18 protein-coding genes and 1 pseudogene are annotated in these 19,003 nt (G+C 54.5%); 12 read left to right on the plus strand and 7 right to left on the minus strand.

The features are described from left to right. Positions 1-12: 12 nt before the first annotated feature. Positions 13-1,269, minus strand: coding sequence for a PucR family transcriptional regulator (locus IF199_RS12020; protein WP_192560499.1), 1,257 nt, complete (start codon positions 1,267-1,269; stop codon positions 13-15). Between the two features lie 248 nt (positions 1,270-1,517). On the opposite strand from IF199_RS12020, the gene IF199_RS12025 reads away from it, so the two are divergent. The 3 genes from IF199_RS12025 to IF199_RS12035 are packed head-to-tail and all read left to right on the plus strand — an operon-like array spanning position 1,518 to position 4,885. Then, positions 1,518-1,787, plus strand: coding sequence for a YtcA family lipoprotein (locus IF199_RS12025; RefSeq protein ID WP_192560500.1), 270 nt, complete (start codon positions 1,518-1,520; stop codon positions 1,785-1,787). Positions 1,788-1,796: 9 nt separating this feature from the next. Beyond that, on the plus strand, positions 1,797-2,849 hold the full coding sequence (gene mdtN, locus IF199_RS12030) for a multidrug transporter subunit MdtN (RefSeq protein WP_192560501.1): 1,053 nt from the start codon (positions 1,797-1,799) through the stop codon (positions 2,847-2,849). Further along, on the plus strand, positions 2,846-4,885 hold the full coding sequence (locus IF199_RS12035; protein ID WP_192560502.1) for an FUSC family protein: 2,040 nt from the start codon (positions 2,846-2,848) through the stop codon (positions 4,883-4,885). Before mdtN ends, IF199_RS12035 begins: the two co-directional genes overlap by 4 nt. 14 nt (positions 4,886-4,899) lie before the next feature. Here the strand turns inward: IF199_RS12035 and IF199_RS12040 are convergent, their stop codons facing one another. The 4 genes from IF199_RS12040 to IF199_RS12055 form a co-directional block, all read right to left on the minus strand. Next, positions 4,900-5,337 carry a cytidine deaminase gene (locus IF199_RS12040; protein WP_192560503.1) on the minus strand — a complete coding sequence of 146 codons (438 nt, stop codon included), beginning with the start codon at positions 5,335-5,337 and terminating at the stop codon, positions 4,900-4,902. A 7-nt stretch (positions 5,338-5,344) separates the two neighbouring features. Then, entirely contained in the window at positions 5,345-5,887 is a 543-nt protein-coding gene (locus IF199_RS12045) for a hypothetical protein (protein WP_192560504.1), read from the minus strand. 80 nt (positions 5,888-5,967) lie between these two features. Beyond that, positions 5,968-6,906: an AraC family transcriptional regulator gene (locus tag IF199_RS12050; RefSeq protein WP_192560505.1), complete on the minus strand. Its 939-nt coding sequence runs from the start codon at positions 6,904-6,906 to the stop codon at positions 5,968-5,970. A gap of 21 nt (positions 6,907-6,927) precedes the next feature. Next, on the minus strand, positions 6,928-7,761 hold the full coding sequence (locus tag IF199_RS12055) for an oxidoreductase (RefSeq protein ID WP_192560506.1): 834 nt from the start codon (positions 7,759-7,761) through the stop codon (positions 6,928-6,930). A 30-nt stretch (positions 7,762-7,791) separates the two neighbouring features. Here IF199_RS12055 and IF199_RS12060 point away from each other — a divergent pair, with 30 nt between their 5' ends. The 4 genes from IF199_RS12060 to IF199_RS12070 all read left to right on the plus strand — a co-directional run bounded on the left by IF199_RS12060 (position 7,792) and on the right by IF199_RS12070 (position 9,980). Further along, entirely contained in the window at positions 7,792-7,956 is a 165-nt protein-coding gene (locus IF199_RS12060) for a hypothetical protein (protein WP_192560507.1), read from the plus strand. 11 nt (positions 7,957-7,967) lie between these two features. Beyond that, on the plus strand, positions 7,968-8,936 hold the full coding sequence (locus IF199_RS12065; RefSeq protein WP_192560508.1) for an alpha/beta hydrolase: 969 nt from the start codon (positions 7,968-7,970) through the stop codon (positions 8,934-8,936). Positions 8,937-9,085: 149 nt separating this feature from the next. Beyond that, entirely contained in the window at positions 9,086-9,208 is a 123-nt protein-coding gene (locus IF199_RS30465) for a hypothetical protein (RefSeq protein WP_279612930.1), read from the plus strand. A gap of 115 nt (positions 9,209-9,323) precedes the next feature. Then, positions 9,324-9,980: a hypothetical protein gene (locus tag IF199_RS12070; protein ID WP_192560509.1), complete on the plus strand. Its 657-nt coding sequence runs from the start codon at positions 9,324-9,326 to the stop codon at positions 9,978-9,980. Positions 9,981-10,184: 204 nt separating this feature from the next. On the opposite strand, the gene IF199_RS12075 is transcribed toward IF199_RS12070, so the two are convergent. Beyond that, on the minus strand, positions 10,185-11,546 hold the full coding sequence (locus IF199_RS12075; RefSeq protein WP_192560510.1) for a hypothetical protein: 1,362 nt from the start codon (positions 11,544-11,546) through the stop codon (positions 10,185-10,187). 146 nt (positions 11,547-11,692) lie between these two features. Between IF199_RS12075 and IF199_RS12080 the strand changes: the two are divergent. After that, positions 11,693-12,178 (plus strand): annotated as a pseudogene (locus tag IF199_RS12080) (alpha/beta hydrolase fold domain-containing protein); the annotation flags it as partial. Between the two features lie 470 nt (positions 12,179-12,648). Beyond that, positions 12,649-13,062: a hypothetical protein gene (locus tag IF199_RS12085; RefSeq protein WP_192560511.1), complete on the plus strand. Its 414-nt coding sequence runs from the start codon at positions 12,649-12,651 to the stop codon at positions 13,060-13,062. A 293-nt stretch (positions 13,063-13,355) separates the two neighbouring features. Here the strand turns inward: IF199_RS12085 and IF199_RS12090 are convergent, their stop codons facing one another. Continuing rightward, a complete protein-coding gene (locus tag IF199_RS12090; RefSeq protein ID WP_192560512.1) occupies positions 13,356-14,567 on the minus strand; it encodes an OmpA family protein in 1,212 nt (403 codons plus the stop codon). 91 nt (positions 14,568-14,658) lie between these two features. On the opposite strand from IF199_RS12090, the gene IF199_RS12095 reads away from it, so the two are divergent. The 3 genes from IF199_RS12095 to IF199_RS12105 are packed head-to-tail and all read left to right on the plus strand — an operon-like array spanning position 14,659 to position 18,834. Continuing rightward, the gene (locus tag IF199_RS12095) at positions 14,659-16,302 is read left to right on the plus strand and encodes a hypothetical protein (protein ID WP_192560513.1); all 1,644 of its coding nucleotides are present in this window, start codon (positions 14,659-14,661) and stop codon (positions 16,300-16,302) included. Continuing rightward, positions 16,295-16,537 (plus strand): hypothetical protein, encoded by a 243-nt coding sequence (locus tag IF199_RS12100; protein ID WP_192560514.1) that lies wholly within the window; start codon positions 16,295-16,297, stop codon positions 16,535-16,537. Before IF199_RS12095 ends, IF199_RS12100 begins: the two co-directional genes overlap by 8 nt. A gap of 56 nt (positions 16,538-16,593) precedes the next feature. Continuing rightward, positions 16,594-18,834: a phospholipase D-like domain-containing protein gene (locus tag IF199_RS12105; protein WP_192560515.1), complete on the plus strand. Its 2,241-nt coding sequence runs from the start codon at positions 16,594-16,596 to the stop codon at positions 18,832-18,834. The last annotated feature ends 169 nt before the right edge of the window (positions 18,835-19,003 follow it).

Below are 19,003 nucleotides of genomic sequence, written 5' to 3' on the forward strand. Positions count from 1 at the left end.
CTGTCGTGGACGCTAACCCTCCCGCACCTTGCTGATCGAAAACCGGCGCAACTTCAGCGCCGTGTCCAGTCGGCTCACCCAGTTGATGTCATTGAGATCCGCGCCCAGCAGGTTCTCGATGCGTCCCGTCCGGTAATTGAGGGTGTTCGGGTGGATGCCGAGGGTTTTGGCGGTCTGGGCACGGTGACGGCCACTTGAGAAGAACGCCTCCAGCGTCAGCAGGAGGTCGGGTTCATGGCTGAGCTGTTCGATGAGCGAAATCAGGTACCTGAGGGTGTTGTCGTTGCTGCGCACGCTGTCTTCGATCAGTACGCTGGAATAGCGTCTGACGAGTTGCTCGGCCCCGTTGAAAGGGAAGAGGTCGATCGCCTTGATCGCTTCTTCTGCCGTACTGATCCAGCCGGCAATACCTTGGTTCAACAGACCGATACCCACGCCCCGCAGTTGGGGCAGGAGCGCGGGCAGTGACGCGGCGCTTTCGACCATTCGCTGGTCGCATTGGGTCAGGGTTTCACCTTTGATGCCCGGCAGCCAGATCACCAGTTTGTCGCGGTACCAGACGCGGATCAGTTCCTTGACGGGAATCTTCAGGTGCCGGGAAACCTGCAGGGTCAGGCGGTCGAATTCGTCTTCGCGCTGCAATGGCTGGACAGGGCGCAAGGGCAGTTCCAGTGCGAGCGCCACGCGGGGCGTGCTGGCGTCCAGGCCGAGTGCCGACAGGGTGTCCTCAAATCCCTCGGTATCCTGCGGCGAATGCAGCAGGAAGTGATAAAGGCGTTGGTGCAGGTGTTCCCTCCAGCGGACTTTCTGAATCTGTTCTTCCAGATACGCCTGGACCACTTCTTCGGCAATATCGTCGAAGAAGTCGAACATGTAGCCGGAAATCTGCAACAACAACTCTTTGCTTAATGCATCGTCGTCTCTGGCGAGTTCCAGGTAGCCGCTCCAGATTTCACGCACCCCCAGACTGAAGCCGCGCATCAGCGATTGCAGGGGCACGCCCTGATGGACCCGCCGGCAACCGATCTCCTTCAGCGTACGACGAGTGTCCTGCGACAAGCCCTCGCCGGTCAGCAGCGTTTCGCACCACAGGCGCGCGGTGTAGCTCAGGGAGTTTTCCAGATCCTTGCGGGCTTCGGGCGTGAGGTCCTTGTAGCCCGCCATCCCGTTGAGCTGGCTGTTGATCTTCGCGGTGAGCAGGGAAGGGGTGTTCGCAAACTCGCGGGTGATCGTTGCAAGTCGAGCGCTGAGGGTGGGAATGGGCGTCATTGCGTTCACCTTTTTGCGCCTGGAAGTGTCGGTTTCACTCGCCGGCGAGTGTCTGTGCGCGCTCTATACTCTTACGTTCACCAGGCCAGTTCAACAACGCTTTCAGCCCGGTTTTGCGGTTGTTTACTGTCACAACGAAGTTATGTTTTTTTCCAATATCGGGGCCGTGACCGGATCGGTAAGGTGCGCAGGTCAATTCCTTGCCCAGAGGTTCCGGTTTGCGTCAGTCGTCACTTGCGGAGGTAGACATGCCTTCATCCGATTCCGTCAGGCTGGCACTGATACCTGTCGTTCTACTGCTCAGTGGATGCTCCACGTCCCCCTCGCTTGTACTGTTTGGTGCGGCTTTTCCTGACTGGCTGTTCTGCATTGTCGGCGGCGTTCTGGCGACCACGGCGATCCACGTGATCCTGGGCAGATATTCGCTGCGCGAACGCATTTCTCCTCTGGCACTGAGTTACCCGGCGCTGACCGGACTCCTGGCGATGCTGTTGTGGCTCGTCGTCTTCCACGGATGAATGCCCGCCATGAATAAACCCACTGTAAAACCGCATTCAAGCCGTGTGCCGGCGCTGCTGATCGTGCTGGCGGCGTTTCTGTTGCTGGGTTATGTGCTCTGGCAAACCGAAACCCGACCGAGCACCGATGATGCCTACGTGTACGCCGACACCATCGATGTCGTTCCGGAAGTAAACGGCCGGATCGTCGAGATGCCGGTGCGCGACAATCAGTTGGTCAAGCAGGGCGATCTGTTGATCCGCATCGACGCACGTCCATATCAGGATGCGCTGGATCAGGCCAGGGCGCGGCTGGTTACGCTGAATCATCAGATCGGTTTGACTCAACGCAGTGTGAACGCCCAGCAATACGAGGCCGCATCGGCTGTGGCGTCGGTCGAGCGGGCGCGGGCGCAAGCCACACAGTCCAACGACACCCTTCAGCGTCTGGAGAAGTTGCTCGCCAAGGGCTACGTGTCCGTGGAAGCGGTAGACCAGGCGCGAACGGCCCAGCGTTCGACGGCTGCCGAACTCAACGCCTCCCGATTGCAGGCACAACGAGCCGGGGCTGCCGTCAGTGGTGTGGATGCGCTGGTGGCGCAGCGGGCCGAGGTCGAAGCGCAGATTTCCCTGGCCGAACTGAGCCTGGAGTTCACCGAGGTTCGCGCACCTTTCGACGGGCGTATCGCGTCCTTGCGTACCACGGTCGGTCAGTTCGCCTCGGCCTACAAACCAATCTTCACGCTGATCGATACGCGCCACTGGTACGTGGTGGCGAACTTTCGCGAGACCGATCTGAAAGGCATCAAGGCCGGCACGTCCGCCACGCTTTATCTGTTGGGTGACACCGGTAAACGGTTTCAGGGCCGGGTGGATTCGCTCAGTTTCGGTGTGCTGCCGGATGACGGCGGAACCGTCATCGAAGGCCTGCCGCGCGTCCAGCGCACCATCAACTGGGTCAGGGTTTCGCAACGTTTTCCGGTGAAGATCTCGGTGCAGGATCCCGACCCGGAGCTGTTCCGTATCGGCGCTTCTGCCGTCGCAGTGCTGCGCCCTGACGAACCGGCCAAGACCGGCCAATGAAACGCTCGGCGGAAGACTGGAACAGGGGTGGCCTGGAGCGCCTGTATCGGTTTCTGGTCGATGAACTTCAGCCCTATCCTGGCCGTGTGAACCTGTTGCTGCGCACGCTGCTGGGCAGTGCGCTGGTGATCATCATTTCGATGACCCTGCAGGTTCCGTTGTTGGCGCTATCGTTGATCGTGGTGTTCTACGTGACGCAGACCAACGTGGTGCTGACCCGCATGGTCGGGATGCTGTTCCTGGCCGGCGCGACGCTGGCCATCGGCTTGACCATCCTGCTTCTGAAGTTCACCTACGGATACCCGCTCCTGAGAATTCTGGGGGCGAGCGTGCTGTTTTTCTGCAGTGCGTATCTGATTCGGGTCACGCGGATCGGCGTGGTGTTTTTCGTGGTCGGCATTGTGGTGATCTATGCCCAGACTTTCGTCGATCTGACCGATCAGGCTGAGGCGGTTTTGCGTCTGGTGCTGTGGGTGTGGGTGGCGGTCAGTTACGCCATCGCCCTGACGCTGTTGGTCAATACGTTGCTGTTGCCGGCGGAGCCTGTCAGGCAACTGAAGAATCATTTGCGCTCCCAGTTGATGACTGTTGCCCGGTGTCTTGGCGGTGAGCAGAGCGGTGCGGCGCTGGGTGCCGCCGCGATTCAGCGCAGTGTGTTGGCTTCGCAACAGCTGTTGCGGTTCGCCTGCATGCGGGACGCCGATTTTCGCAGTCAACAGGCGGCGCACCTGGCGCGCATCAGCAGTATTTCCCGGCTGTTGACGCTGGCTGCTCAACTACCGCCGCCAACAGCGAATGCCCGGGCGACCGAGTTGTTGCGCCAGGCAGTGCTCGATCTGGAGGCGTCTCTGGATACGGGTCAAGGGCCTGAAGGATTGTCTGCTCTTGATCAGATCGATACGACCGGTTTGCCCGGCGTGTACGAGGAAATGCGTCTGGAGTTGCTGTCTTTTCTCAATGTGGAAAAGGCTGAGATCCCTCAGGAAACCAAGCCGAAGGACGCCCCGATGTGGGTGCCTGATGCCTTTGAAAACCCGGTCTACACACAGTTTGCCGTCAAGACGCTGCTGGCGGCATCGCTTTGCTACCTGTTCTACATGGGCACGGACTGGCAGGGCATCCACACCATCATGCTGACCTGCCTGATCGTCGCTCAACCCAGCCTCGGCGCGACCGGGATGCGTGCGACGTTGCGTGTCGGTGGTGCGCTGGTGGGCAGTGCCTTGGCATTGGCGATGGTGATTCTGGTGGTTCCGCACATCGACGGGATCGTTGGCCTGTTGTTCATGTCATTGCCAGTGATTGCATTGGGCTCCTGGATCGCCGCCGGCTCCGAGCGAATCAGCTATGCCGGTGTGCAGATCGTGTTCACTTTCGCGTTGGCGTTGCTGGAGCAATTCGAGCCCAGCACCAACCTGACCGAGATTCGTGATCGCATCATCGGTGTACTGTTGGGTGTCGGGATTTCCCTGTTGATTCACGCGTTTCTGTGGCCCGAGGCAGAGGGTGAAACGCTGCGTCAGCGATTGGCGACGCTGGTTGGCCGGCTCGCGGACTCGCTGAAAACCAGACGAACAGCCGACGAGGCGCCCCGTGATTTACGGGTGTGGAGTGAGTTGGCCGATTGCCAGGCGATGGTGGCCCGAGTGGCGCTGGAGCCAGGATGGCAGGTTGCCGAGAGTCATCAGGAAGTGCTGGTTTTTCGTATGCAGGAACTGCTGGTACGGCTTCGCACCATCGCCATGGCAATCGATGCGCTACAGGTGGAGTTGGCTCACGGTCAGTCGCAAGGCGAGGCCTGGCTGGCATCGATTGAACTGTGCGACGAAACGGCCGCCGTGCTGGGTGACTACGCGCAACAACTAAAAGGTCAGCAGGGCTTTGCGGTTGCGAGCGGCGATTTGGAACGCTTGCGAGAGTACGCAACCGCAAGGTTGGCGGACGCTGTACTGAACGCGCGCTTTCTTGATCTGCTTGCGAGCGTGGAAAACCTGCCTGCCAGTGAGGCCGGATCAGTGGGGCTGAGTGGCGAATAGAGCCATCGAGTGGCCTACTTGAGGTTGTCAGACCCAAAGTCGCTCGGTAGCAACTCCTTGGCTGTAAAACGATGAATTTTCTTCAGATCCGGAGTCGCACACCAGACTTCAATATCCCGCTGCCCAGCATTCGCAACTTCGATCAAAACCTGCCGACAGCGTCCGCAAGGTGTCACGAGTTGGTCATCGTGCTCATGGCTATCCCGTCCGTGGCCACCCACTACAGCAATTCGAACGATATCCGCGATTTTGCCATCAGCAACGGCTGCCTGAATGGCGCCTACTTCAGCGCAAGACGTTACGCCATAGGACGCGTTTTCGAAGTTGACGCTGCTGTAAATTGAACCGCAGGAGGTTTCTACGGCGGCACCAACAAAGTAGGAAGAGTAGGGGGCGTAACAGTTTTTCCGAATGTCGACTGCGGCCTTTAATAGTTTTTCTGGCTCTGTCATGACGTTCTCAAATTACGAATTGGTTGGATAAATAAATCGCGAGGGCGATTATGAATGCAACGGCAGCGAAGAGCGAAAGTCCCCATGCCCATCTGTAGATAAGGGTGCGAATACCAATCATTGACTCCAGACGCGAAAACTCTTCGGTGAAGTCAATCGTCTGTCCAGCGATCTCAGTTGCGCTGTCAGGAGTTTTAGGCATCTTCGCCTTGCCCAAGAATGGCCAATCCACATTGACAACGAAAAGACATAAAATAATGGAAAGCGTTAAAGGTAGTGCGTTGAATATAATCAATACTTTTATTTGTAATGTAGCCCCATGAATCAGCATAAACGTGGTAGTTGCGAGCATTACGCCGTTCAAACGCATTAAAGCAGAAGCCTTGGTGTCAAGAATCGCCAAAACATCGTAAATCCATTTCAATAGATTTTCGCCCGAGATCGGTGTGTTTTGAATTGTCGCTTCGAGTTTAGTGTTGTTAATGCCAAAAGCGGTTGAGGATAAAGCCTGTCTTTTCTTTATATAGTGGGAAAACTTATATTCGGCCATGTTGGTATCACTTCAAGTGACAATTGATCAATTGAATCTAGCAGCCATATACCACCCCGTCCAGAAAGCCAAACTCACTATTAATGCGACGAAACATACTCCGAGGGCATAGTCGGCGCTGGCAAGGCGTACGCCGCCTTCATCCACTCGATCTCCGCCTGCGGTGTCCTGCCAAAGAAGCGTTTGAACTCGCGACTGAATTGCGAGGCGCTTTCATAACCCACGTTGAACGCCGCTGCCGAAGCGGTCATGGCATTGCGCAGCATTAGCAGTCGCGCCTGGTGCAGACGTGTCGACTTCAGATATTGCATCGGAGAGGTGTCCGTCACGCTGCGAAAGTGCAGGTGAAAATTCGGCACGCTCATACTGGCTTCGTGGGCGAGTTGCTCGACGTCCAGGCGCTCTTGGTAGCAACTGTGGATCTTGCGTATCGCCCGAGTCACCTTGCCGAAGTGCCCCTGTCGATTAAGCGCAGCACGCATCGATCCGCCTTGTTCGCCCGTGAGAATGCGGTAGTAGATTTCCCGCAGCAGCGATGGCCCCAAAATCTGCGCTTCGCCCGGAATGCTCATCGCTTCAAGAAAACGCAACGTCGAAGTGCGGAGCCTGTCGTCCATCGGCGAAGCGTACATGCCCTTGGGCTGCGCATCGCTTGGGCCGTGAAGGTCATCCACTTGCTGCATCAACTCGCTGGCCAACTGGAAGTCGAGGTGCATGTAGATCGCGAGCATCGGCTCGGCCTCGGTGGCATCGGTTTCCATGGAGAAGGGGATCGGCACGGACACCACCAGATAATGCTGGGCGTCGTAAACGTAGACGTCATCGCCCAGATAACCGCGTTTCTGCCCCTGACAGAGGATCACAATGCCCGGGTCGTACAGCACCGGTGTGCGGGTCAGCGGCCGGTTCGAACGCAGAAAACGCACGCCTTCAAGCGCACTGAGGTTATAACCCTCGACCGGTGCGAGGGTTTCCATGAGCTGCACCATGCGCGAGGTACCTGTGTCGGCCTGCTTCATCGCGTCCTCTCTATTGGCCGCTCAATGGTCGGTGGAGCGAGTCAACGCTTCCCACTGATCGATCTCGCCGGCTGCGTGTTTGAGTTTTTCACGCACCAGTCGCAACGCGTCACTGCCCAGGAGCAGGTGCGCCGGCGGTGTCGGGCTGGCGATGATCTGCAACATCGCCTGGGCCGCTTTTTGCGGATCGCCAAGTTGCTTGCCGCTCTTTTCTTCGCGCGCCTTGCGCACCGGATCGAAACTGGCGTCGTAGTCGGCAATGCTGCGCGGCGTGCGCTGCATCGAGCGACCGGCCCAGTCGGTTCGAAATGAACCCGGCGCGACGGCGGTCACGAAAATATTGAAGGGCGCCAGCTCCTTGCTCAGCGTATCGGAGATGCCTTCGAGCGCAAACTTGCTGCCGCAGTAGTAGGCGATGCCCGGCATCGTGATCGTGCCGCCCATCGAGGTGATATTGATAATGCGGCCGGCACGCCGTTTGCGAAAGAAGGGCAGGAACGCCTTGATCACGACAACGGCGCCGAACACGTTCACGTCGAACTGGCGGCGCATGTCTTCCAGAGGCGACTCTTCGAAGATACCTTCGTGACCGTAACCGGCGTTGTTGATCAACACGTCGACCGGGCCGTGCGTGGCTTCAACCTGCGCGATGACGCCATCGATCCGCTCGAAGTCCGTGACATCCAGCATCACCCCGTAAGCGTTATCCACGGAGAGTGATTGAAAGGCGTGCAAGTCGGCTTCCTTGCGCACGGTGCCAATGACACGATGGCCGGCCGCGAGTGCTTCCCTGGCCAGCGCATGGCCGAAGCCGCTGCTGACGCCGGTAATGAAAAGGGTTTTGGTGGTAGTCATGACGGGCTCCGGTGAATGGGGTTTCAGCTCATGGTATCCATCGAAGAAACGCTCACCTATGTCGGTTTGTCTTTGAGCATTGCCTATTCCTATCAACGAGGCGAGATGACGGCCGATGAACTTTTTGCGTTGCTCCAGGCATCCAGTCTGGAACAGACCGCAACCGCTGATATCCTGCGCAACAACCGCCGATGAGCCAGGACGAAATGAAGACATCAACCCGCTGGCCCGTAGACGATAACGAGTTGGCGCAATTACGCGCTTTCAACAAGAAGCTTGCCCGGCTGCCGCGCTTTCGCATCCGCAATCGCATCACGCCACGGGCGATTCAGTTGCTGTTGCGCCTCAGCCAATGGGGCGGTGCGAGAAAGTTGCTCAAGCACGGACTCGAGGCAGAGCGCAAAGTGGTGGGCGTCGATGGCGCTTCAGTGCCGGTGCGGATCATTCGGCCAAAGACAAAGGCCAAAGGCGTGGTACTGGATTTTCATGGCGGCGGCTGGGTCATCGGCAATGCGCAGATGAACGACCACCTCAACATCGGCATGGTGAAAGCCTGCGACGTGGCGGTGGTCTCGGTCGATTATCGGCTGGTGGTCTCGACACCGATCGAAGGCGTCATGCAGGACTGCCTCACGGCGGCCCGCTGGCTGCTGAGCGATGACTGCCACGAGTTTGCGAACCTGCCCGTCATCGTCGTGGGCGAGTCTGCCGGCGGCCACCTCGCCGCCGCGACTCTGCTGCAACTCAAACAGTGGCCGCACTTGCTCGAACGGGTGAGCGGGGCGCTGCTGTACTACGGCGTCTACGACCTGACCGGAACCCCCAGCGTGCGCAACGCCGGGCCCGATACCTTGCTGCTGGATGGGCCTGGCATGGTTGAAGCGCTGCAAATGCTTACGCCGGGATTGAGCGATGAAGAACGCCGGCAGCCACCGTTGTCTCCGTTGTACGGTGACTTCACCGGGTTTCCGCCGGCGTTGATGTTTGCGGCGGAGCTGGATCCGCTCAGGGATGACACGCTTGAGTTGGCTGAGCGTTGGGGTAGGGCGGCGGACGTGGAGGTGCATCTGTTGCCGGAAACGGCGCATGGGGTGATTCATTTTCCGCTGGGGTTGGCGGGGAGGGTGCTTGGGTATAGCCGTGCTTGGGTTGCGGGGCGGGTTGATGAGGGGTGAGTGATGGAGAGAGGATTTAGTGCTGATTGGTGGGTTTTTATGGAGGGCTTTTTTCGGCCAGAAGCGGCCATTTAGAAATGGTTAGCGAACGCTTCGCATTGCAACACTCATGGTTTTGATCGCTTAAAAAACGATGCGGCCTCTTCTACTTGAGCGAGTTTGGTGGCAATCTGCCACGTCTGCCACGTCTGCCACGTCTGCCACGTCTGCCACGTCTGCCACGTCTGCCACGTCTGCCACGTCTGGCGCGTCAATTTGGCACCGCTAATTAATAGAACGTAGCTCGATGACACGACGCACTTCTCTGAGGCGTCACGCTTACAACTCGGACTGCCTCAATATTTGACCCAAGCACTACCCCTAAGATCTCGACAGTAAGGCTCTATCGTGAAAACCATTACAGACGTAATATCAAAGAAGCAAATGTATGTTCTGGCATTGGCGCCTCATATCACGGTTTGGTTTACGCTCTTTTGTATCATCATGATTGCAGTATGGTATTTATCGAAAAGCGCTCTAATTGGTTTTGGATCAGCCATCGCAATCCCCGCATTTTTAATAAAGTGGGGAGTCGATAGGAAAATACTTGTAATAAATAAATTACTGGACGACGTCCGCGCCAAGTCATTAGCGTCCCTGCAAAATATTGACTATTTTTACTATAATGCTAATGGTTCCATTTCTGTAGATTCTCGCGCTGCCAAAATATCTTATATAAAGGTTTTACCGACGTTGGAGGTTCTGTCTCCCGTTATTGTCAACGTTGCTGATGTTGTCGAGTTTTACTTCTATGACCCTGGCATGACCACTACGAAGTATTACGGTAGGGATATGGCCGTGGCACAGGAAGTGCTCGCCGATAATCTCAAAGCGATCGGTGCGCGTGCGGAAGCACGGGGGGTGCACATAAAATTAGACGATCTGCAGCATCCAAAGATTGTCATGAATATGACGGCCAAAGAGGCGGATCACTGGACCGTTATTCTTCGAAAACTAATGGATGGATCACTAGATCCAACCAACGCTCCAAAACTGATCCCCTAATGGGAGTTTAGATCGAATTGCTTTGAGCACAAAGCCATTCAAAATGTTAACGGCGGCTTGCGTTATTTATCGCGAAATGCCTTTCAGCACATGTGCAGAAAAGGGGGCTGATTTATTTTCTGAGAAATACATCAGCCCCCTTTTCTGATTTTTTCAATTACCCTGGAAGGGCCAGCCTCCGGTTTTTTTCGTCCCTACACCGCGTTATTTGTCACCCTCTCGGGATATTGGTGCACTTATGAGCCCATTAAGTTTTACAGTCTGGTCTGGGCTCAGCAGCGGACTCTGGAAAAACTTTGTACCCAAAATTTCTATACCTCCGCGATTAGTATTGGCAAGAGCAATCTCATAATTGCGGAGCCCGGCTGAAAGCTGGAGTGAGTAATCTAAGGAAGCTTGGCCTTTCTTAGCCTCGCCACACTCTCCTTCGCTAGGCTGCATTCCAAATGCTTCAGTTGGTTTAAGGGTCCTGAACCAGCACCGAGCAATTGACCAATTAGCTCCATCTGGAGCAGTCATGCCAGGTGGATTTTTTTGAGCTGTCATGTGACAGGAGAGACAAGACGAGTTTGGGTTGTCGACTGGTCCGTTCATCCTGCCACCTCGACCGAAATTCCGTTTGAAATCGAATGTTGACAAAACGATCCCTTCTTTCGGTTTTTCCTGATTACTCGCCATTTCGTCAGTGAGAGCGTGGTCATTGCCCCACATCAGACCGACGGGCCGCAACTTTTTCCAAGGGTCTGACCCAGGTTGTGTCCCATCGTAGAAGAACGTTCCAAATACCCAGCCTGATGCATCATTGGCACTACTATCGCGCACACCGATATCAACCTGAAGTAGCCGTAAAGTAGCTTCGATTCTTTTAGCTGGCACTCCATTTATATTGTCGGCCGGGCATTTATCATCATCCGGATTGGGATCCTCGATAATTCTAGCCTGAATTGTTGGCGCTCCTGAAAGAGAAGACAGATCTGTAGTATCTGCTTGTGTGTAAAGGAATTTCACTACCACGGTACCAGGAGGAAATGGCAATGCTGAATAGTCGGGCTCCTGTGAAGTTCCACTCACTATCGGTGCCCAGAAACGCCCCAATGTGTACCCTCCGAGGGGGTTGTAGAATCCAACTGCCCAGTTTTGCCGGCACTTTGTATGATTGGGCCCAAGCTCTTTTGGCTGTGACCGGCGCTCAGATGTAAGCCCGTTAATGTACTCGCGCCCCTTCCCGCCAGGCCCCATCCAAGGCGCGTGATACCACTTGCGCACAGGGTTTTTTTCCACCGCCCACCGGGACCTGTCCTGCCCCTCAAGCGCATATTGCAATACGGCCGCCATATAGAGCTCAGGGTTCAACTTAAAGGAAATTTTTTCCCAAGGGTGGGGTTCGGCCGCTGGCAATGCTGGAGGAAAATCAAAGCTTGGCTTAAAAACTGGCCCAACATAATTCGGATCTGGAGCCTCCGCTTGGTCCAGATGACTGCTTTTAGTTGGCGATTCTGCTACTGCATGATACGAGTAGGAGTTAAGGCTGAGCATTACCAAAAGCATCGCATATCGACTCATCATTCATCCCTTCAGGTCGGCACTTTTAAAGACAAATTGTGTGGAGCGATGGAACTTTCTTCTTTAATTAAAGCTTGGATCACACACAACGCAAGTAGCCATCTAATATGAAGAGGCTTTGCTCATTACCATCTTCGACTATCAAAAAAATGGGGACGCAGTTACGCGCGTTCAACAAGAAACTTGCCCGGCTGTCGTGCTTTCGCATCCGCAATCGCATCGCATCACACCACGGGCGATTCAGTTGCTGTTGCGCCTCAGCCAATTGGGCGGTGCGAGAAAGTTGCTCAAGCACGGACTCGAGGCCGAACACAAAGTGGTTGGCGTCGACGGCGCATCAGTACCGGTGCGGATCATTCGGCCAAAGACAAAGGCCAAAGACAAAGGCCAAAGGCGTGGTGCTGGATTTCCGTGGCGGCTGGGTCATCGGCAATGCGCAGATGAACGATCATCTCAACATCTCCATTGTGAAAGTCTGCGACGTGGCAGTGGTCTCGGTCGATTATCGGCTTGTGGTCTCGACGCCGATCGAAGGCGTGATGCAGGACTGCCTCACGGCGGCTCGCTGGCTGCTGAGCGATGACTGCCGCGAGTTTGCGAACCTGCCCGTTATTGTCGTGGGCGAGTCGGCCGGACGTGGAAGTGCATTTATTGCCGGAAACGGCGCATGGGGTGATTCATTTTCCGCTGGGGTTGGCAGCCGAGCGTGGGTTGCGGAGCGGGTTGCTGGGGGGCGATAGGTGGGGGATGACTCTTTGCTCTGTTGGCGTTTTTTGAAGGGCTGTTAACAGCCCAAACTGTCATTCGAGCGTCGTGCCCATTACCCGTCAGGGAGTTGCATGAAGTGCGGGAGTTGCGGTTTGAAAATATTTTTTTCACGCGGAAACTTAGAGTGTGGTGCTCAGTCTGTATAGATAATGGCACGCTGCCACTTTTGCGGGTTGGAGAGTATCGATAGCGGTCCAGTTTCTCAGGACTTGATCAAGGAGCTTCATTCACTAAATTCCTCATGTTTTCTTGCTCGCCAATAACTCAAGTGTTCGTGCGTGGTCGCGCGACCTAATGATCTTTCCGGTGATATCGAGTTTTCTTTCAGGGAGTTTTCATGAAGCTTAAGATGGCTTTGTTGGGGGCAGTCTTGTCTGTTATGCCGCTGTATCAAGCCCTTGCAGATTCTTGCAGTGCCAATATCTATGGTGGGTACGAGTGTAGCTACGATGATGGTACGACCTCTTCCAGCAGCAAGAATATCTATGGCGGACAAGATACCCATTATAGCAATGGCCGCACCTCGCAAAGCAGTGCAAACATTTATGGCGGGCAGGACACTCACTACAGCGATGGCACTACGTCGCAAAGCAGTGCCAATATTTATGGCGGGCAGGATACTCACTACAGCAATGGCAGTACGTCGCAAAGTAGCGCCAATATTTATGGCGGACAAAACACTACCTACAGTAATCGAGGGTCTTCACAAAGTAGTGCCAATATCTATGGTGGGTTCGATACTAGGAATTAGTAGTTAGTATTGATGTACGGGCCTGGCTGTTGAGTTGAAGCGTTGAGGACGTTTCTTCTTGAGAGTCAGGCCTTTTTTTGTAAATGGAGACGGGGGTAGTGAAAGTAAATCTATCCCCACTTTTTTGGTGCTGAATTTCCTATCTTGAATTTTTTTTGAGAAATTTTACTACGTACGAAACGTTGCATTGCTCATCATTCCAAATGCGGCAAATAGTGATTGGCTTTTATAGGTGGCGGACTGTACGACACGCGAAATACCTATTTCCACTTTGCGTTTGCCGCACGAGTCCATTACAACGCTTTCGTCTGGATGACGATCTGCACACGACGATCCATTGCGAGGCACTCCTTGAGTTCTGACTTGGGAAGATTACGTGCACAACTCGAAACCGGCTTTTGCGACCCCGCCGCCTTGATATTAATTGGCAATGTGGCCCCAAGGGTTTTGAGCTGCTCGACGACACTTTCTGCCCGGCGACGTGACAGCTGGTGGTTGCTGTCGTTAGAAGCAAGGACCGGGTTCCGATCAGTATGGCCTGTGACGGTGATCGCGACGACTTGGCGCTTTGACTCTTCCAGGTAACCTTTCACTTTCGCTGCAAAGGCCGTTAGGGTTGCAGTTCCTTCTGGCGTCAGGGTAGAAGCTAAGCTTTCGAACAGCAAATCATTACCGAGCGTAAAGCACAACGGAACACCTGCCTTGTCACCCGGACGTCGAACGACATTCACGCCCGCTCTATTCAATTCGAACTGATACGGAGACCCGCTGCTGTCAGTGAGAAATGGCATCTCGATCAGTGTGCGTTCGCCCATTCCATGCCAGAGGACATTCACATGGTGCACAACCTGCTCGGGGTGACTGTTGTTCCCACAGCTATTTAGTGTGATGTTTAGCTCGTCCACGACGCTCTTTACGATGTTCTGATTCGTCGAATCAAGGGTGACCGATACATCCATTTGCCGGAAGCCAAGACGCTGCATGGAGTTGGAAATGATGTTCGCTGTTAGGTCGGGTACGACGATTATTGGTAACACGATTGCAATCGTTATGATCAGAATTTTTAAGCGTTGGTGTTCTTGCACTCGCGCCACAGGTGTGTAAAGCGGGAGGGGTTTCCAGTACCAAAGAATTATCAAAAGGATCATCGCACCTAGGAGAGGAGCCAATACCTTCACATTTCGGGTTTCCAAGGCAGCGATGCCGAGTACCAGTGCCGACGCGAGGCCGACAATTAAGAGGCCCCAGTCGAACTTGATCTTTTCCGAACACCAGTGGAAAAGCCCATGTACCGCCCCCAGTGCGACTAAGTACCAGAGACCGTAGAAGATTCCGAACATCATCGCCGCAAAGACGAAGAGCAAGCTTTCGCTAATCGTTATGCCAGTCGGGTAAAAATTGATGATGAACGCCCAATAGCTGAAAATCACGATGACGCCAAGGGTAATGGTGACTTGTAGCAATGTGGCGGCATAGGACTTGAACAGATCGAACAGATACTTCAACGGAACATCCTTGTCATTTTTGAATGGCTCTATGCCACTATACCGATGACAATCTGAAAAGCTATCCGGCGTCTTGAAGGATTAAACGTCAATGAAACTCACCACCGGGTGGTTGAAACCGCCCTACGCAAGTAAAGGGATCGATCACCTAGGCACGCAGGCGCCCTGTGGAATGATCTATGGCCAGTTGCTCCCAGGCATCACTAACGTGACCGATCGGGCACGTTACTACTCTTTCTATCCTTGGCTGGTTTGGTCATACGACCAGCGCTATTCAAAAGACAACCCTGCACATTTTGTTGAGCGTTTCCGGCGAGCAGATTGCTTGTTCACGCTGATTGCCGAGCGACACTCCCACGTCGATGATCAAGATGATGAACGACATGGCATAGCGATGGTTGGCCGCAACAAGCTCATTACAGCATTGACTCGCTTGAGTGCTGGGGGGGCTCTACGTTTATCTCAGTACGCAACGACCGCAGACTTGGTGGACCGGTATTTTGTAAACAGGTTGGGAGGGCTTTCTCAGTACTACGCAGGCACCTTGGCCAATCTGATGATCATGCAGTCGTCTACAACCTCATGGACCAGGTACAGCACGGAATACGGCAGTCTATTGGCGCAAGACTTCGATACAAACGTTGCAGGAAAGCTTTTCTGGGAGAAGATTGAAGGTGACGAGATCACGCTGGCGGATCTGGATGAACTCAGTGGTTTTTGCGCTTGCAACATCCCTTCAAGTCCCGCGGAGTGCCAGCACCTGACCGATATCTTTTTCGATGGAAAATTTCGGTATGGAGAGGAGGGCGAGCAACGCCGCCGGAGCTTGGCACTGATCCAGCAACTGGCGAGTGCTCTTCCGGATGACGAGGATCTCTCTGAAGAGGTTTTTCGTGCTTGCGCCTACACCGGCGTATTGCCCGGAGGGCTGCCCTGGACTATCCCTCCGACGCTGCAAAGTACCTGTGCACTTTGGGTCGTCTATGTGCGTAACGATCTTCTCTCTGTGGCGTTTCAGACCATCCTCTCGATTTGTTTAACGGAGCTACAGCCGCAGACGTCCGATGAACGAGGGAAGTTCAGCTCGATTGAAGCCTTCGCTGATTGGTTTGTTAGCTCTGACAAGATGGATGAAGTCTTGAATGAGCTCGAGTACGAGACCTTCGCAGACCTTGTGGAGCACGCGAGCGTGTTGGGGCCGACTTTAGCTGATTGGGGAGACATGGGACACGAAATTCAACTCGGCAAGCACTTGATTGCTGGTTGGCGTGGTGGCGTTGAAGCCCCGCTATTACTCGCCAGAAGCCTTGAGCTATTGGCCATCCTCGTTGCTCGCGATGATTTGACGAAGCAACCCTATTCAGGCTTGGCGATTACTGCGGATTCATTGCGGGATTACCCAATTAATTTGGTTAGCTTCCGTCATTGTGCCGCCGATTGGCAGACGATGTCAGTGCGGAATGTGACGAGCGATTTGATGCTTTGGTGCATGAATACTCACCTGCGTGTGGCGCTGCGCAAACTCAGGCAGTCAGGTCGATCAACGTTCCAGCTTCACCCGTCGGAGCTTGGGGTGGAGGTCGCCTGCGTTCACGTTCCAGTCCCCACTCAGACCACACCTCGATTCAGGCAGGCAGTACGAATCTTGCGAGACCTGGGGCTGTTGACTCGTGATGGAGGTAGGACACGACTCACCGATCCGGGTAGACGTCTGATGGAGGTGGCCAGTGTCTGAAGCCGTTTCGATTCTGGAAGTGATCAAGCGAGGAGGGTATGAAGCTTCGCTGATCACCACCTACAACGCGACACTGCCGTTTTACGAGGAAGTGTTGCTGCGCAAGCTAGTGAGTGCGGGATGTCGACACAATGTGGTGCTGATGGATCGCCAGCAATGTGCCGTTTCCTGGGGAGTCAAGCCACTCGACCTCGTACGGCTGGATATGCCTACACGCTTTTGCCAATTGGGGTGAGTGGCGCCTTCCACCCAAAAGTCTGCCTGCTGTTAGGGGTAAAGAAAGCCTCGATCTTGATTGGTAGTCATAACCTTACGCTGTCCGGACTGGGCATTAATCGCGAGATGACCAACTGGATTGAAGTGGGAGGCGTGAAGGATGGTGAGGGAGCCGCCATACTCAGATCGCTTTGGCAAATGCTTCGAGAGTGGATCAGCTTGGAGCATGGCAAGGTGCCGGCGCCGATTATGGAATCTGCATTGGCGATCAGTCGCTTCGTCACACCTTTAATCCCTAACTCGTTACCTACTGTCGTCCAGTCGACTTTGCTAGGACAGGGCGCTGGCTCTCGTTCACTCATAGACCAAGTTGCCGAGCATCTCACTGCACCGGTGAAAAAGATCGCAGTCTTGGGGGCATTCTTCGATCCCAAGCTACTACTAATTCAGGAACTGAATCGTCGCTGGCCTGAAGCTGAGGTTGTAGTCGGTATTGACCCCGAGACGGTGCAGCATCCGGGTGCTTTTGACGTCGAAGGCGCGCGGCACGTTGATGTGAGTAAGTTGTGGGGACCTCAGGTTCGCTATCTGCATGCGAAGATTTTTTACTTTGAATGCGATCATTCTGCCGGCGACGTGTTTGTCAGTGGCAGTGCCAACCCCAGTCGTCCAGCTTGGATGGGTGGCGAAGGGGTTGGCAACGTTGAAGCCGTTCTATTGCTGCGCGGTGATCTGGCTCGCGAGACTGCTAAGTCCACATGGATGAGTAGGCTGTTTGATTTGCCTGAGCTGGATGAAGAGGCATTCGTCCAGATTCGTCAGCGGAATTTGCTCAAAGAGATAACGCATCAAGACGAGGGGCTGCCGATCCTTTCAGGTGTTTCCGGTCCTCAGGGGCAGATATGCATTGCTGCCCGTGGAACTGACCACAATGTAACCGGGGCTGTATTGCTCGATACCAACGGCGAAGTATTGCAGCGAGTCTATGTGATCGACTGTAGCGATGAGGAGATCGCGTTCAGTACGACAGTCAAGTCTACGGACATTCGTTCCTGCCTTCTTGAAGAGGATGGCTGCCCTGTTGCTCGTGCAATGATTCTGCATCCCTCCGTGATTGAAGCGGTCGCACATCCTTCCAGGCGTGAGCAGATTCGTTCAGCGCTTAGCGAATTAGGATCGAGTGATCCCAATATTGCTAAGCTCATTGCCACTGTTGGGCGAGTTATTTTTGCTGATCAGACTGATCGCGAGATTGAGGAGGCTATCCGTGAACATCGCGCAAGGAAGGATGGCGCTACCGCAGATTTACCACCGGATACCCTGGCGATCGGCATCAGCGAAATGAACGACAGCAAACACAAACCGCAGCTCTTGAAGTCTGGTGATTTAGCCTTTTTGATCGATATGTTGTTGCGACGTTTGAATGAGGGACTTGAGACGCAAAGCAATGGAGTCGATCACGCAGGACGAACCGAAGAAGAGCAGGTGGGGCAGGAGGATGAGCTGTCTGAGAATGACGATGAGCTGCCTGCCGAGGAACCCGAGGTTTCAGATACCGATATTGCGTACATAGTCTCGAAGAAGGCTCGATCGTTGTGCAGAAAAATGATCGCACAATTGGAGCTGGCGAGTAGGGATGAGTCGCGACAGCTTGTAGCTCCAATTCAATTGATTGCGGTGTTGGCTCTGATTCGAGAGTTGCGCCATTTGGATAAGCTGAAACGGTGGGCGGCCACTGGGCAATCGTTAGTCGAAGAGGATGACCGCCGCGAACTGCTTGATGGAAGCCTGAAGTATCTGCTGGGATCGGAAACAAGATTGCTTGAGGCGATCGACGAGGCTGCCGGTGATTCTGCTGAAGAGACGATGCAGCTGAGGGCGTTGCTTGTTTGGCTTGCGTGGGATCTGGGGGACGAAATGACAGATCATTTCAATCCGATCTGGGATTACTACGAAAGGACTCCCAAGTTGCAAGCCAACGCTTTGTTTTTGGCGCTCATGCCGGCTATCGCCGCTGATGGGCAAGCGAGTACGGCACTGCATGACAGCATCGAACGAACCATCAAGAATACTCCGGTTGCTTCATTGCGGGCGGAGAAGTGGTTGGCGAGACATATGGCTTTTGGAGCGACTTGGTCGGCAGGTGCAAAGGAGTGTGACGAGATGAAGGTGGGGGGGTATTGTCGAGTGAAAGGCTCGTTCGATGAGCTGCGAGTGGTTGTTGAGGTTTCGCAGGGGGCGGTGGGGTTTTGGGATTTTGGCCGGACTTCGAAATTTACGCGGGAGAGCGTGGTTGCAATGGTGGCTAATCATTAATTGAAAGAAACGGCTGTATTGTTTAAACAAAGAGCCGTTCTACGCCAGGAAACTCAATGTCTGCTTTCGGCCAGAAGCGGACATTGACACAACACGACTGTCGGCCGGAAGGCCATGGTCGCTATTGGCTGCTAACTATCCAATACAAATACGCGTTGCATTCCTTCAT

Origin of the sequence: Pseudomonas allokribbensis, assembly GCF_014863605.1 — a bacterium.
Classification (GTDB): domain Bacteria; phylum Pseudomonadota; class Gammaproteobacteria; order Pseudomonadales; family Pseudomonadaceae; genus Aquipseudomonas; species Aquipseudomonas allokribbensis.

Coding starts and splice junctions, on each gene's coding strand:
- IF199_RS12020 (WP_192560499.1), bottom strand. CDS start 1,269: ATGACGCCCATTCCCACCCTCAGCGCTCGACTTGCAACGATCACCCGC.
- IF199_RS12025 (WP_192560500.1), top strand. CDS start 1,518: ATGCCTTCATCCGATTCCGTCAGGCTGGCACTGATACCTGTCGTTCTA.
- mdtN (WP_192560501.1), top strand. CDS start 1,797: ATGAATAAACCCACTGTAAAACCGCATTCAAGCCGTGTGCCGGCGCTG.
- IF199_RS12035 (WP_192560502.1), top strand. CDS start 2,846: ATGAAACGCTCGGCGGAAGACTGGAACAGGGGTGGCCTGGAGCGCCTG.
- IF199_RS12040 (WP_192560503.1), bottom strand. CDS start 5,337: ATGACAGAGCCAGAAAAACTATTAAAGGCCGCAGTCGACATTCGGAAA.
- IF199_RS12045 (WP_192560504.1), bottom strand. CDS start 5,887: ATGGCCGAATATAAGTTTTCCCACTATATAAAGAAAAGACAGGCTTTA.
- IF199_RS12050 (WP_192560505.1), bottom strand. CDS start 6,906: ATGAAGCAGGCCGACACAGGTACCTCGCGCATGGTGCAGCTCATGGAA.
- IF199_RS12055 (WP_192560506.1), bottom strand. CDS start 7,761: ATGACTACCACCAAAACCCTTTTCATTACCGGCGTCAGCAGCGGCTTC.
- IF199_RS12060 (WP_192560507.1), top strand. CDS start 7,792: ATGGTATCCATCGAAGAAACGCTCACCTATGTCGGTTTGTCTTTGAGC.
- IF199_RS12065 (WP_192560508.1), top strand. CDS start 7,968: ATGAAGACATCAACCCGCTGGCCCGTAGACGATAACGAGTTGGCGCAA.
- IF199_RS12075 (WP_192560510.1), bottom strand. CDS start 11,546: ATGATGAGTCGATATGCGATGCTTTTGGTAATGCTCAGCCTTAACTCC.
- IF199_RS12085 (WP_192560511.1), top strand. CDS start 12,649: ATGAAGCTTAAGATGGCTTTGTTGGGGGCAGTCTTGTCTGTTATGCCG.
- IF199_RS12095 (WP_192560513.1), top strand. CDS start 14,659: ATGAAACTCACCACCGGGTGGTTGAAACCGCCCTACGCAAGTAAAGGG.